The organism is Acrocarpospora pleiomorpha, assembly GCF_009687885.1.
Taxonomy (GTDB): Bacteria; Actinomycetota; Actinomycetes; order Streptosporangiales; family Streptosporangiaceae; genus Acrocarpospora; species Acrocarpospora pleiomorpha.
In genome coordinates, this window is the sequence record NZ_BLAF01000026.1 from 95,724 (window position 1) to 109,419 (window position 13,696).

A 13,696-nucleotide genomic window follows, 5' to 3' on the forward strand; every position below is an offset into this window, starting at 1 on the left:
GGGGGGACGGGGGTGATTGATCCGGTGGGGGATGCGGATCGGTTGGCGCGGGCGGAGATTACCCGGATCGCGGAGCCGGGGGATCCGGTCATGGGGCGGCTGATCGAGGAGTACGGGGCGGTGGGGGCGCTCGCTCAAGTTCGTCGTGGCGTTCTGGAGCCGGAGTTCATTCAGGCGGAGCTGGAGCTGGCCAATGCGGAGCGGCGGCGGCCCAACTTGGGGCAATTGGTTACGGGATGGGCCGGACGAGCGGTGGGTTGCGCGGGCCGGGCGGCAGATGATCTCGCTGCGGGGAGGCTGCTGGTGCCGGGCGATCCCGGATGGCCGTCGCAGCTCAATGACCTCGGGCGGTTGCGGCCGTATGGATTGTGGCTGGACGGCGAAGAGGATCTGCGTTTCGCATGCCTTCGTTCGGTGTCCATTGTCGGGGCTCGGGCGGCCACCGCCTACGGCACACACGCGGCCGCGGAACTGTCGGCCGGACTGAGCGACCGCTCCTGGTCGGTGATCAGCGGCGGAGCCTACGGGATCGACGGCGCAGCCCACCGGGGCGCTCTCGCCGGTGTCGCGCCAACAGTCGTTGTGCTGGCCTGTGGCACCGACGTCTGCTATCCATCCGCCCATGCCGACCTGTTCCGCGCCGTCCGCGAACGAGGCCTGGTGATCAGTGAATCACCTCCAGGAGTCCAGCCCACACGGCTGCGTTTCCTGGTCAGAAACCGCGTCATCGCCGCCCTCTCCCGGGGAACCGTGATCGTCCAAGCCGCCCTCCGGAGCGGCGCGCTCAACACCGCATCCCACGCGACCGCCCTCAACAGGCAGCTGATGGCCGTCCCCGGCCCAATCACCAGCGACGTCTCCGCCGGCTGCCACGCCCTCATCCGCGAGGCCCGCGCCACCTGCGTCACCTCAGTACCCGAGATCATCGAATTGGTCGGCTCCATAGGCGATGACTTGGCCCCCACCCTGAGAGGCCCCAGCTACCCCCGCGACTCTCTCAACGAAGAAAGCAAACGAGTCCTCGACGCCGTCCCCGCCCGCACCCCCGCAGGCCCCGCCACCATCGCCAGCGCCGCCGCCCTCCCCCTGACCACGACGCTGAGCTGCCTCGGCGGCCTCGAATCCGCCGGTTACATCCTCCGAACCCCCGACGGCTGGCGCCTCAAACCTCTTCCACCCACTCCTGACATCCACGAGAAGTCAGCTTCTCGGTCCTGAAGGACCGAGCTTGCAGCTCCTCGCCGTACATGGCGTGCACGGGTCAGGCAGGTCATGATCGACGTGTGCGACCATCTCGGAGCCCAACCGGCCGAGTTCAACGGCGAACACGACCACGTCGACCCTGCTCGTCCATTACCCACCCAAAGTCGCCCCTGCCGACTGGTGAACAGCCTCAAAGGCGTCTCGGCCCGGCACCCGCCAAGGTCACCCCGAACCTCGGAAGCGATTCCTCCCGAGCGTGAACGCCCAGGGTTCCTCGCTAGAGCGTGCTGAACGAGCAGCCCACGCCATAGCTGCGGCACATCCCACAGGAGCAGACCACTCTCGGACTCCCGAAGGGTGTCAGAGCGGCCACCAGGAGATCCGGGCCTACGGTCATGTCTGTCTCGCTTGGAGGACAGGGGCGGCTTGGTGAGTGGTCGGTTCTCGTGGTCGCCGATCCGGAGTAGGAACTCCTATTGTCGGTGGTGCGTGGAAGACTCAGCCGTTCCTGATTGTGAGCATGGACAAGAACGGGAGGCGGAGCATGACTGGCACGTCTGTTCCCAAGCACTTCGCGCCACGGTGGGATGGCGGTACTCGTGACGATCCGCCTGCTGTGGGTGGCGAGCGGGAGATCTTGGGTGCGGTTCTGGACTGGCAGCGGGCGACTTTTGAGCGCAAGTGTGCGGGCTTGCCGCCGGAGCGGCTGTCTGAGCGTGCGGTGCCTCCGTCCGGGCTTTCGCTACACGGTATGGCGCGGCATTTGGCTGGTGTGGAGCGGTGGTGGTTCCGGATCCAGTTCGCCGGTGAGGACGTTCCGATGCTCTACTACTCCGACGATGACCCCAACCAGGACTTCGATCGCTTGGACGGCGACGTCAGCGAAGCCTTCGCTGTGTGGAGGGGAGAATGCGAGCACTCTCGGCAGATCGTGGCGGCTGCGGCGTCATTGGATGAGACGGGGATCCGTAAGAAGACCGGCGAGCCGATATCGCTGCGAAGGATCATGGTCGACATGATCGCCGAATATGCCCGGCACAACGGCCACGCTGACCTGCTTCGCGAACGCATTGATGGGGCAACTGGGATGTGACCTTCCCATGCCTTGCCGTCTTCTCGCCGCCACCCGCAGCACGTCAGGGCTCACCGCGGCCAGGGTCTGCCTGGATCGGGACGGGAGTGCGGGTATGGACCTTCCAAGTGATCATCGAGCGCCGCGGCATCATGATTAAAGGCGTTGGCGATGAGGGCGGTTGTCGAGGGTCGGCCGCACGCTGTTGCGCGATCTCGTAGCTTGACTCCCGAGAGGGCCACCTCGACCCGGTGCGACGCGGAGATGTGCGACTACCGGGCGAGGGGCAAAGCTTCGCTCGCTGCCCCTCGCCCGGGGGTGATCAGACTGATTCGGTGGGGAGGCCAGCGCCGGCCAAGGTCTCTAGGCCTTCACGTAGGCCTTCACGGTACTTGCGGACGTTGGTGTAGCCGGGGGCGGTGAGCCGGTCGGTGACCTGTCCACTGTTGGGGCTCGCCGGGTTGGAGCGGTAGGTGGCGATCGCGGCGATTTCGCTCACTAGCCGCACTGGACGCCGCGGGGCGGTAGCGCGCGAGTGGTGATGTACTTGCTGACGTGGTCGATGACACAGAGGTTGGCCATGGCCGCGAACAGATTGTGTCCAGGGCCGTCATAGTTGATGACCCTGCTACCTGGGACCTGCTTGAGAACCCGGGCGGTGGGTTCGAAGTCCGACCAGGTGCCCGCACCCAGCATCGCCGGCAGCTTGCGCGGCAGCGGCGCGGGCGGGTTGGAGACTGGCGTCGGCCATCCCGCGCAGGTGAGCGGCGCGTGCCAGGCTAACGGGAACGCCGCCCCCGTGCTGGGGGCGATCTTGCGCAGACGGTTGACCGTGCGGGCGACCTGCTGCTGCGAGGCGGGCCGGGGAAAGTCGAGGCACTCCTTCACGCCACCGCCCTGGAGGCCGGGGTACGGGTCCTTCCCCCCGGGTACGAAGCCCGAGGCGTCCCCGCCCTCCGCCGCCTGGATGGCCGTCGCAACCTCGTCCCACTGGTCGGGGTCCCTCCTGACCTTCTGGAGCGTGAGAGACTGCAACTGCGTCCCGTCGTAGCGGGCGTTCACCTTCGAGGCGGGGATCGGTTCTTTGTCGGCCTTGGCGACCAGTGCGCGCCAGCGCCGCTCGGTGCCGGGTGCCGCCCAGGCGAAGAAACGATCCATCAGGCGCTCGTTGTCGCGGGCGATGGCGTCGAGTTCGCGCTCCCAGTTGCGGGCGCTGTGGTTGCCCACGCCGTCGATGTACATGGTCCGCACCCGCTCGGGGAACTGCCTGGCGTACGCCTGCGCGATGTTGCCGCCGTACGAGGTGCCGATGAAGTTCATCCGGTCCTCGCCGAGGGCCCGGCGGATGGCTTCTGCGTCGCGGGCGTCGCTTGCGGCGTCCATGTGGTCGAAGAGCTCGGGATCGGTGCTGCGGCACTTGCCAGCTCTGGCCCGGTTCTCAGTGACGAGCCGGTCGAACCCGGCCCGGTCGTCGGGGAAGGCCGGGGTACGTACGGCGCTCCAGTCGCACTGCAGCACCGGGCTGCTGAGTCCCGGGTAGCCGCGCGGATCCCAGGTCACGACGTCCATCGACTGCCGGATCTTGGCGAAGATCTGCGGCCGGGAACGCATGATGGCGATCTGGTCGCCCTGCGGGCCACCGAAGTTGATCAACACCGAGCCCTGCTTCTCACCGGTGGCGGGGAGGCGCGCCACCTTCAGGATGATCTTCCTGTCGCTGTTCTGGGACAGGGCGACGGGAAGATCCGCGCATTGGAGTTCGGATGTGGTGTCTGCCGGACAGGAGGTCCAGTGGAGATCTTCCGCAACCGGAGCAGGCGAGGTGAGCACGGAGAGTGCCAGGAGTGTTCTGATCATGCGGGAAACGCTAGGAGCGGGTGGCCGGAACGGTCTGCCGCCGGAAGTCGTCGAGGGTGTTTTCGAAAGTTGACTGCCCAGCGATGAGTAGGGTGAGGCGCATGGCCTGGTTTGCTCGGGTTGTGGCGGTGGTGATCGCCGATACGACGTTGTTGTGGCTGGACGGGACGGCACGCTGGACCCTTGCCGCATACGCCGTGCTGACGGCGCTCGCCATGGTGATGTCCCGCCGGATGCCATTCGTGGCCTTCCTGGCGGCGCTGACCCTGGCGGTGCTCACCGGCGGATCGTACGCGCTGCTCGTCTGCACCGGTTACCAGGCGGGGCACCGCGTCTCCGCCCGCAGGGACGTGGTCGTGACGGTCGGCGCGACCATCGCCTACCTGGTGTTTCTCCTCATGGTCGCGCACAGGTCCCTGATCGCTCCTGAGCCGTTGGTCGTCCTGGCCCGCGTCGTGGTGCTGACGGCGCTGCCGGTGATGGCAGGGCGTTACCTCGCCCAGCAGAGAGAGCTCAGCGCCGCCAGGGAACGTCTGCGCATCGCCCGGGATATGCACGATTCCCTCGGCCATCTGCTCAGCCTGGTGTCGGTGCAGGCGGCGACGCTGGAGGTGAGCCCGCTGCCGCCCGACCAGCGGAGCGTCGTGCGCGGCCTCGCAGGGGCGGCGCGGGCGGCGATGGCCGAGCTGCACGAGGTGGTGGGTACGCTCCGCCGCGCGGACTCGCCGGGGCTGGAGGGCATCGACGAGCTCGTCGCATGTTTCCGGGCCGCGGGAGTCGCGGTGACACTCGAACGGTCCGGCCCTGTCGCACCTCTCGCGGAGGCGGGTGCCGGTCATGCCGCCTACCGGGTCGTACAGGAAGGGCTGACCAACGCGGCCAAGCACGCTGCGGGGTCGGCGATCCGCGTGTCGCTCGACTGGCAGCCCGACGTGCTCCTGGTCGGCGTGGCCAACCCGGCGGACGGCCGTACGCGATCGGCGAGCACGGGCGGGACCGGGCTGGCCGGGCTAGCGGACCGGGTACGCGCGGCCGGGGGGTTGCTGCGCGTGCACGACGAACCGCACGAGTTTCAGTTGATCGCGATGTTGCCGGTGGTGCCGGACGTGGTGGGGGCCGCTGCGTGATCAAGGTGTTGATCGCCGACGACGAGCCGCTCATCACCGCCGGCATCCGTGCCGTCCTTTCCTCGGCAGGAGACATCGAGGTGGTGGCCAGCGCGGCGAACGGGAGCGAGGCCGTGGAGGCCGCCCGCCGGCACCACGTCGACGTGGCACTGCTCGACATCGCGATGCCGGTGCTGGATGGCCTGGCCGCGGCGGCGGAGTTGACGGGCACGCCGGTGGTGATGCTCACCGCGTTCGGCGACGAGGAGAACGTACGGCTGGCACTCCAGCAGGGCGTTTCAGGATTTGTCCTGAAAAGCTGTGCACCGGATGAGCTGATTCGTGCCGTTCGGGCGGTGCACGCTGGCGAGGCGTACTTGTCACCGACGGTGACGCGGCACGTGCTCGGGATGATCTCGGCCGGCCCGCGAGAGCGTGATCGTGAGGCCGTCCGCAGGCTGGCCTCGCTCACCACACGTGAGCTGGACGTTCTCGGCCAGGTCGCCGAGGGACTGTCCAACGCGCAGGTCGGCCTGCGGGTGCACATGAGCGAGGCCACCGTCAAGACCTATGTGAGCCGCATCCTAGCCAAGCTCGACTGCACGAACCGGGTGCAGGCGACGCTGCTGCTCCGCGACGCCACCTCGCGCGACTGAGCCTGCAGCTCTCATCCGCGAACTTGTACGCCTTGGACACAAGGTGACCGTGGAGCCCAGCTGTGGATTGGGTACCTCCTGGGTAGCTTGAACGTCGGATGTTGCCATAGATATCGAGTTCGAGCTCGGTGTTCGGCGGTTGGTTTCGGGTGTTGCTGGCCGTTGTTGCGGGGTGAGGGATGGAGGTTTCGGTGGTTGAGGAGATGGTTGCGGAGTTTGAGCGGTATTTGCGGGTGGAGCGGGATTTGTCGCCTCATACGGTGCGGGCTTATCTGGGGGATGTTGGTTCGTTGATCGGTCATCTTGAGGGTGCGGGGGTTGAGGGGCTCTCGGGGTTGGATATCGGGGTGCTTCGGGAGTGGCTGGGCGATCAGCATGGGGCGGGGAAGGCGCGGGCCACGTTGGCCAGGCGGGCGGCTTGTGCGCGGGTGTTTACGGCCTTCTGCCATCGGCGGGGATGGCTGGACGATGATCCTGGCTTGCTGTTGGGTTCGGCGAAAGCCGGGAGGAGTTTGCCTGCGGTGCTCGATCAGGACGAGGCGAGGGCGGCTCTGGACTCCGCTGGGGCCGATGATCCAAAAGAGTTGCGGGATCAAGCTGTCCTGGAGTTGCTCTATGCCACCGGCATCCGGGTGAGTGAGTTGTGCGGGCTTGATGTCGACGATGTCGATCGGGAGCGGCGTACGTTGCGCGTCCTCGGCAAGGGAAGGAAGGAACGGGTGGTTCCTTTCGGGTTGCCCGCACTGCGTGCGTTGGACGCGTGGTGTATCCGCGGACGTCCCCTCTGGATTCGAGAAGGCACCGGTCCTGCCTTGTTTCTCGGAATCAAAGGCGGCCGGCTCGATCAAGGCACTGTTCGCCGCGTCGTCCATGCCCGCCTGACCGACACCGGTGTAACTGACCTAAGCCCGCACGGCCTCCGACATACCGCCGCGACTCACCTTCTAGAAGGCGGAGCCGACCTCCGAAGCGTCCAGGAGATTCTCGGTCACGCCTCCCTCGGCACCACCCAGATCTACACCCACGTCTCCATCGAACGTCTCCACACCGCCTACCGCCAAGCCCACCCACGCGCCTAACCGCAAGAAATGCCTGTTCAGGGCTGGTGGGCTCGATTGACGTACTCGACGAGGGCGATTATGCGGTCGGGGGGCCAGGGGAGGCGGGCGGCGAGTTCGGTGCTGTTGTCCTGCCACATTTGGCGGGCGGCTGCTGCGGTTTGTTCGCCCTGTTCGGCTGGGGGGTGGAAGCGGGCGCCGAGGGCTTGGTAGCGGGCGATCAGGTCGGCCACCTGGGGGTTGTCGGTGGGGGTGTTGGCGGCGACGTGTGGGAGGAGCTCTTCGACCAGGGCTGCCCATTCGTGTTTGGCGGCTTCGATGGCTTCGGGGCCCAGGGCGGTGCGGCGTTGGGCCAGTTGGTCGCGCTGTTCCTGGGTGAAGTAGGTCTCGTACACAGTGATCAACTCCAGTGTTGACATGAATTGGTCTGGGTTGGGCATCTGGCGGGCGGTGATGCGTTGGAGCAGGCCGTCGATTCGGGTGCGTAGCTCGTTGATTCGAGTGGCTTGGGCGGTCAGGCCGTGTAGTTGGGCGGTCAGGAGGGCGTGCAGCGCGGTGAGTTCGTCGTCCTGGTCGGCCAGGACGGAGGCGATCTCGTCCAGGGACAGGCCGAGTGCGCTGAGGGCGCGGATTCGGTAGAGGCGTCGTAGGTCGTGTTCGGTGTAGCGGCGGTGCCCGGATGCTGTTCGTTCATGTGGGGTGAGGAGGCCGATCTGGTCGTAGTGGTGCAGGGTACGGACGGTCAGTCCGGTCGCTCGTGCCAGTTCGCCTACGCTCCATCGACGTTTGTTGTCGGCCTCGATCACGTCTTTCACGGTAGGACCTGACGTCGCGTGAGGTGCAAGGGGAAGAGGCGGACTTCGCCGTGGCCCAGGAGGAGGAGAGGGTCAAGGTAACGGTCGGCGCGGATGAGGCCCCAGTGGAGGCAGGTCGCGGGGCAATGAGGGATCGGGTGACCGGTGATCCTTCCTATCGGGGTTCCGGGGGAGACTGGCTGGCCCGTGTGGACGGTCGGATCGACAGGGAGATAGGTCGTTCGCAGGCCGTTGGCGTGGGTGATCGCGATTGCGGTCAGGCCGCCGACCTTGCCGGCGAATGTCACGACACCAGCGCCTGCGGCCATGACGGCTTGCCCATGATTGGCCTTGAGGTCCACACCCCGATGGCCGGGGAGCCAGCGATAGGAAGGCGGGTCGAACCTTCGCACGAGGCGTGGATTCGACAACGGCCAGGTCCATCGAGGGGCGCGGCGGCTGGCGGCATTGGCGCGTAGATAGAGATTTGAGACGGCCGGGAGTAGGTGCGGATTCGGGGGCGCTGGGTCCTGGGGATGGGGGGTGAGGAGGGCTGGTGTGAGGAGGGTTGCCAGGATCCATGCGGGCATGCGGGTAAGGGTGCACGGCTGGGAGGGAGGAGGAGCTTCCGAATGAGGTTCTGTGGATAACCCTGTGGGCTGTGGATAAAAGCTGTGGATAACTGGGGTGGCTCGTGGCTGATGGCGGACTGATCGCAGGTGGGATGGGTCCCGGGGAAGTTGGGGCGCTCGTGGGGGAGTTGGGGCGGGCGGCTGGGGTTGTGCTGCCTGATGTGTGTGTTCTGGGGTCGGATCTGGTGTTTGCCTCGGTGTTCAGGGTTGGGGTGTTGGCGGGGGCCAGTGTTGGGGCCTTCACGGCGGCGGTGGCGGCGTTGTGGGGTCGGAGGACGGGGTTGCGGCCGCGGGTCTCGGTGGATGTACGGCATGCGGCCGTGGCGTTTCGAAGTGAGGGATATTTCCGGATCAATGGTGAAGCGCTGAGCTTGTGGGCGTCGTTGTCCGGGGACTATTCGACGGCTGATGGGTGGGTGCGGCTGCATTGCAACTTTGATCATCATCGGGATGCGGCGTTGCGGGCGCTGGGGGCTGGCCGGGAGTCGCGGGAGGGATTGGCCAGGGTTTGCGCGGGTCGTACCGCGTTGGAGGTTGAAGAGGCGGTTACGCGGGGTGGGGGATGCGCGGCCGCGATGCGGACGAGGGAGGAATGGCGGGATCACCCGCAGGCTGTGGCTGTTGCGGCGGGACCGTTGGTATCGCTTGGTCGGCTGGGGCGGCGGTCGCAGTCAGGTGTGGCTCGTGGTGTGCATGGGGTTCCGCGTTTCGCTGGAGATGCGCAGATGCGGGGTGGGGAACCTGGGTTTGCTCGTGGCTCGTGGCCACTGGAAGAAATCGGGGAACCCAGGTACGGGCGTGATCCGGGATCGATGGTCGAGGTTGGGAAAGTCGGATCCGGTGGGGATGGGCGGCCCTTGGCGGGGGTTCGGGTGTTGGATCTGACTCGGGTGATCGCGGGGCCTGTGGCGGGGCGGGTTCTGGCGGCGTACGGAGCGAATGTGCTGCGGGTAGGTGCCGAGGATTTGCCTGAAGTGCCGGGACTGGTGGTGGAGACCGCGTTCGGGAAGCGGTCTTGTCATATTGATCTCCGGGTTGAGTCGGAGAAGTTGTGGGAGTTGGTCCGAGGCGCCGATGTGATCCTGCGGGGGTATCGGCCCGGGGCTTTGGAAGGGTTTGGGTTCGCGGCCGATGAGCTTGCGAGGGTGCGCCCGGGGATCGTCGTGGTGGATATATCGGCGTATGGGGTGAAGGGGCCGTGGGCGGGGCGGCGGGGTTTTGACAGTCTGGTCCAGATGGTGTCCGGGATTGCCCATGAAGGGGGCGATGGGAGTCGTCCCGGGCCGTTGCCGTGTCAGGCGCTTGATCATGCGACCGGGTATCTGGCCGCGTTCGCGGCGGTTGCTGGGCTGCTGCGCCGGGCTGACGAGGGCGGCTCCTGGCATGCTGAGCTGTCGCTGGCGAGGACGGCATGGTGGCTCGACGAGTTGGGGCGCGGCGAACCCGGCGCGGAACCCTACGCCGATGACCTGCTCGACACCATGGGCAGCGTGTTCGGGGAGCTCACTTTTGTCCGGCCTCCGGGATCGATCGAGGGTGCGGAGCCGTACTGGGCGAGTCCGCCGCCTCGGCGTGGGGAACATGCGCCCGCTTGGTGAGCGGTGACCACCAAAGGCACGGAATCGTCAGTACGGCACCCGCCGCGCACACCCACATCGCCGGACGAAGCCCAAGAAACTCCCCAAGCACTCCACCCAGCAACCCGCCCAACGCCATCACCCCCTGCGTGGCGAAGTTGATCGAGGCGTTGACCCTGCCGATATACGCCTCCGGGGCCTCGCGCAGCGTGGCCGCCCCCGAGCAGACGCTGAAACACACCACGGCCACACCCACCACGACCTCCGACACCGCGATCAAGCTGGAGACCAGCCAAACGGGTCCGGACAACGCCGCCATCGTGACGAACCCAACCGGAAAGAACAGCACCGACCCGAGCAGCACCCGATTCCCACCGAACCGGCGCTCCAACCGGGGCGCGACGACCGCGCCGAGCAGCCCACCCGCACCGAACCCCACCACGGAGATCCCGACCAGCCACCCCGGCAGCCCGAGCACATTGACCGCGTAGATCACATAGACCGCCAACTGCGCGGCCCCGAACAGATTGACCGTCATCCCGGCCAACGTGAGCGCCCGCAGGACCGGATGGCCGACAAGAGTCCGGATTCCTTCGCCTATCTCCCGAACAAGCGTCCGACGAATCTCCCGAACAAGCGTCCGGCGACCGCGAGTCGCGTGGCCGGACGGCCGGTCCGGCTGAACCTGCTCGTGACCGGACTGATCAGGGTCGGACTGATCAGGGTCGGACTGACTACGACCGGACTGATCGTGAAGGGTCTGAGGAGTCGGCTCCGGGGCGCGAATCGACCGTAGGCACACGGCCGAGACGAGGAACGAGATCGCGTCCACGATCAACGCCAGTGGTGCGGTCAAGACGCCGACCAGCAAACCCGCAAGCCCAGGACCGCCCAGTTGCGCGACCGCGAACACGGACTGGAACCCCGCGAGTGCGGCGGTGCGCTGATGTTCGGGAACCACGCTGGTCAGGTGAGGTGTGTTGAAGTTGCGGAACACCACGGTGCAGGTGCCCACGATCAGCGCCACCGCGATCAGCCAGGGCACGGTGAGCCACCCCGCCACCCACGCGATGGGAACGGTCAGCACCGCGCTCCCCGCCACGACCTCGCACCCGACCATCACCGGCCGCCGCCGCGCGATCCGATCGGCGATGGCCCCCACGGGTAACCCCACCAGCAGAAACGGCAGCGAAGCCGCCGCCGTGAGCAGGCCCATCTGCAGGGGAGAGGCGCCGAGCAAGATCACCGCAGTCAGCGGCACGGCAAGCCGCGACACCTCACTCCCCACCTCGGTGACCGCCCGCGCGCCCCACAGAAGCCGATAGTCCCGCTGTCTCCGAAGAGGAATCGTCTGAAGCATATTATGAAGCTAATCCTTCACAACTATGAAAGCAACCCTTCAGATATGGCAGGAAGGTACGGTGGGGGGCCATGACGACCGAGAAGCCCGGGGCCCGACACCACCCAGAGGACCCCGCTCTCGGCTCGGACTCACCCCACGGGGGTTCGCGGTCCGAGCGGAAGCCCGCGAAGCCCCAAAGGTCGGCCTCTGGGGGAGTCGGTTCGCGGTCCAAGCAGAAGCCCGTGACGTCGGGAATGCCGGGCTCGGACTCGCCGCGAGTCGGTTCTCGGTTCGAGCAGGAGCCTGCGACGCCCCAAAGATCAAGGTCGGACCCGCCAGGAGCCGGTTCGCTGTCCGAGCGGGAGCCCGCGATGTCGCGAATGTCAGGGTCGGACTCGCCTGGAGTCGATTCCCCGTCCGACCAGTCTGTGATGTCGCCAACGTCAGGTTCAGAGTTGCCCGGCGTCGGTTCGCGGTCAGAGCCCGGGTCTCCGACGAGGCGGCTGTCAGAGCAGGAAGCCGAGCGGTATCGCCTGCTTACCGATGATGTGGGGGTCTTGCGGGCCATGGCCCACCCCGCTCGGCTGGCGATCTTGACTCGGCTGCAGACCGAAGGGCCCGCTACCGCCACCGAATGCGCCGAGGTCGTCGGGCTATCGCCGAGCGCGTGCAGCTATCACCTCCGGATGCTGGCCAAACACGGCTTCGTCGAGGACGCTCCGGCGCGCGGCGACGGGCGGGAGCGTGTCTGGCGGGCGCTTCAAAGAGGGTGGATGCTTCGCGACCCGGACCACGGCGAGCTCACGCCCGATCTCCTCGCCGCGCAAGGCGCGGTCATCGAAACCGTGCTGGACGACGCGCGGAAGCGACTCGCCGATTATCTCGGCCAGTCGGCGCGCGAGTCGTCCGAGTGGCGGTCCGCCGCCGCGCTCACCCACTCCGTCCTGCTGGCGGACGCCGACGAGCTCCGCGAGATCAGCGCGCGAATCGCCGAGATCCTCGCCCCCTACAAAGTCGTGTTCCGCGACCCTGCGGAAGCCCCCACGGGAGCGCGCCTCGTGGAGGTCCATCTCCGGCTGTTCCCGCGAGCCCGGAAAGCCGAGTAGCGGGGTCAAGGCCATTCATCGGGATCCTCAGGAACGCCCTTGAGCCAGGCCCGGAAAGCCGCGTAGCGGGGTCAAGATCTTTCCTCGGGATCCTCAAGAAACGCCCGTGAACCAGGCCCGGAAAGCCGGGTGGCGGGGTCAAGGCCCCGGTCAACTGAGGGTACGGATCCGGGTAGACTGTTCGGTGGCCTGCGGCATGTGGGCCGAATTCGCACGCCCACCACACGAACCGTTCCCTCGGTCCATCTGGCTGGAACGGTTCGGGGCGTCAGGGCGGGGGCCGCACGGCTCTCGCGGAACAACCGAGAACCATGGAGGACCATTTCAATGGCCACCCCCGTCGTCACCATGCGACAGCTGCTTGAGAGCGGCGTTCACTTCGGACACCAGACACGCCGGTGGAACCCGAAGATGAAGCGGTTCATCTTCACCGAGCGTAACGGTATCTACATCATCGACCTGCAGAAGTCGCTCGCCTTCATCGACCGGGCGTATGACTTCGTCAAGGAGACCGTGGCGCACGGCGGCACGATCATGTTCATCGGCACCAAGAAGCAGGCGCAGGAGTCGATCGCCGAGCAGGCGGCCCGCGTCGGCATGCCGTATGTCAACCAGCGCTGGCTGGGTGGCATGCTCACCAACTTCTCCACCGTGCACAAGCGGCTGCAGCGCCTGAAGGAGCTGGAGGAGCTCGACTTCGAGAACGTGGCCGCGTCGGGGCTCACCAAGAAGGAGCTCCTCATGCGCCGCCGCGAGAAGGAGAAGCTGGAGCGCACGCTCGGCGGGATCCGGGACATGGCCCGGGTGCCGAGCGCGGTCTGGGTGGTGGACACCAAGAAGGAGCACATCGGGATCAGCGAGGCCAAGAAGCTGGGCATCCCGGTGGTCGCGATCCTGGACACCAACTGCGACCCGGACGAGGTCGACTACCCGATTCCGGGCAACGACGACGCGATCCGCGCCGTCAGCCTGCTCACCCGGGTGATCGCGGACGCGGTGGCCGACGGTCTGATGACCCGCGCCGGCGCCGCCCGCGGTGACGACAAGCCGACCGGCGTGGCCGCCGCCGAGCCGCTGGCCGAATGGGAGCGCGAGCTCCTGGAGGGCGGCACCGCCGCCCCCGCCGCCGAGGCTCCGGCCGAGGAGCCCGCCGCCGAAGCCGAAGCGGCCCCCGAGGTCGCCGAGGTCGCTGAGGTCGCGGAAGTCACCGCTCCGGAAGAAGACGGCGACGAGAAGGCCTGACCGGATCAGGCACAGCAAGCTCCACCGGGTGGGCGCGTCCAAAGCGGAAAC

Annotated in this window: 13 protein-coding genes and 1 pseudogene; 9 read left to right on the forward strand and 5 right to left on the reverse strand. The window is 67.1% G+C overall.

Annotated elements, in window-relative coordinates:
• The first annotated feature begins 12 nt into the window (after window positions 1-12).
• The 3 genes and pseudogenes from dprA (at window position 13) to Aple_RS23405 (ending at window position 2,296) form a co-directional block, all read left to right on the forward strand.
• The gene (dprA, locus tag Aple_RS23395; protein WP_246264724.1) at window positions 13-1,218 is read left to right on the forward strand and encodes a DNA-processing protein DprA; all 1,206 of its coding nucleotides are present in this window, start codon (window positions 13-15) and stop codon (window positions 1,216-1,218) included.
• Between the two features lie 39 nt (window positions 1,219-1,257).
• Window positions 1,258-1,494, forward strand: a pseudogene (locus tag Aple_RS56350) (transposase); the annotation flags it as partial.
• 253 nt (window positions 1,495-1,747) lie between these two features.
• Window positions 1,748-2,296, forward strand: a complete 549-nt coding sequence (locus Aple_RS23405; RefSeq protein WP_155346812.1) for a DinB family protein — start codon at window positions 1,748-1,750, stop codon at window positions 2,294-2,296.
• A 301-nt stretch (window positions 2,297-2,597) separates the two neighbouring features.
• Here Aple_RS23405 and Aple_RS23410 read toward each other — a convergent pair whose 3' ends face one another.
• Together Aple_RS23410 and Aple_RS23415 are read right to left on the reverse strand one after the other, a co-directional pair.
• Entirely contained in the window at window positions 2,598-2,774 is a 177-nt protein-coding gene (locus Aple_RS23410; RefSeq protein WP_218038482.1) for a hypothetical protein, read from the reverse strand.
• Complete coding sequence (locus Aple_RS23415) at window positions 2,774-4,132, reverse strand: alpha/beta fold hydrolase (RefSeq protein WP_155346813.1); 1,359 nt, start codon at window positions 4,130-4,132, stop codon at window positions 2,774-2,776. Before Aple_RS23415 ends, Aple_RS23410 begins: the two co-directional genes overlap by 1 nt.
• Before the next feature lie 101 nt (window positions 4,133-4,233).
• Between Aple_RS23415 and Aple_RS23420 the strand changes: the two genes are divergently transcribed.
• The 3 genes from Aple_RS23420 (at window position 4,234) to Aple_RS23430 (ending at window position 6,973) form a co-directional block, all read left to right on the forward strand.
• On the forward strand, window positions 4,234-5,259 hold the full coding sequence (locus Aple_RS23420) for a sensor histidine kinase (RefSeq protein ID WP_170321629.1): 1,026 nt from the start codon (window positions 4,234-4,236) through the stop codon (window positions 5,257-5,259).
• On the forward strand, window positions 5,256-5,894 hold the full coding sequence (locus Aple_RS23425) for a response regulator (RefSeq protein WP_155346815.1): 639 nt from the start codon (window positions 5,256-5,258) through the stop codon (window positions 5,892-5,894). Before Aple_RS23420 ends, Aple_RS23425 begins: the two co-directional genes overlap by 4 nt.
• Window positions 5,895-6,097: 203 nt before the next feature.
• Entirely contained in the window at window positions 6,098-6,973 is an 876-nt protein-coding gene (locus Aple_RS23430) for a tyrosine recombinase XerC (RefSeq protein WP_155346871.1), read from the forward strand.
• Between the two features lie 17 nt (window positions 6,974-6,990).
• On the opposite strand, the gene Aple_RS23435 is transcribed toward Aple_RS23430, so the two are convergent.
• Both Aple_RS23435 and Aple_RS56355 read right to left on the reverse strand, forming a co-directional pair.
• On the reverse strand, window positions 6,991-7,758 hold the full coding sequence (locus Aple_RS23435; RefSeq protein WP_155346816.1) for a MerR family transcriptional regulator: 768 nt from the start codon (window positions 7,756-7,758) through the stop codon (window positions 6,991-6,993).
• Window positions 7,759-7,763: 5 nt separating this feature from the next.
• Entirely contained in the window at window positions 7,764-8,336 is a 573-nt protein-coding gene (locus tag Aple_RS56355; RefSeq protein WP_155346817.1) for a M23 family metallopeptidase, read from the reverse strand.
• A gap of 854 nt (window positions 8,337-9,190) precedes the next feature.
• Between Aple_RS56355 and Aple_RS23445 the strand changes: the two genes are divergently transcribed.
• Window positions 9,191-9,976, forward strand: coding sequence for a CoA transferase (locus Aple_RS23445; RefSeq protein WP_246264726.1), 786 nt, complete (start codon window positions 9,191-9,193; stop codon window positions 9,974-9,976).
• On the opposite strand, the gene Aple_RS23450 is transcribed toward Aple_RS23445, so the two are convergent.
• On the reverse strand, window positions 9,882-11,315 hold the full coding sequence (locus Aple_RS23450) for an MFS transporter (RefSeq protein ID WP_155346818.1): 1,434 nt from the start codon (window positions 11,313-11,315) through the stop codon (window positions 9,882-9,884). The two genes, Aple_RS23445 and Aple_RS23450, sit on opposite strands and share 95 nt — an antisense overlap.
• A 515-nt stretch (window positions 11,316-11,830) precedes the next feature.
• On the opposite strand from Aple_RS23450, the gene Aple_RS23455 reads away from it, so the two are divergent.
• Both Aple_RS23455 and rpsB read left to right on the forward strand, forming a co-directional pair.
• Window positions 11,831-12,403 (forward strand): helix-turn-helix domain-containing protein, encoded by a 573-nt coding sequence (locus Aple_RS23455; protein WP_373869618.1) that lies wholly within the window; start codon window positions 11,831-11,833, stop codon window positions 12,401-12,403.
• Window positions 12,404-12,730: 327 nt separating this feature from the next.
• Window positions 12,731-13,645, forward strand: coding sequence for a 30S ribosomal protein S2 (gene rpsB, locus Aple_RS23460; protein WP_155346820.1), 915 nt, complete (start codon window positions 12,731-12,733; stop codon window positions 13,643-13,645).
• Window positions 13,646-13,696: the final 51 nt, after the last annotated feature.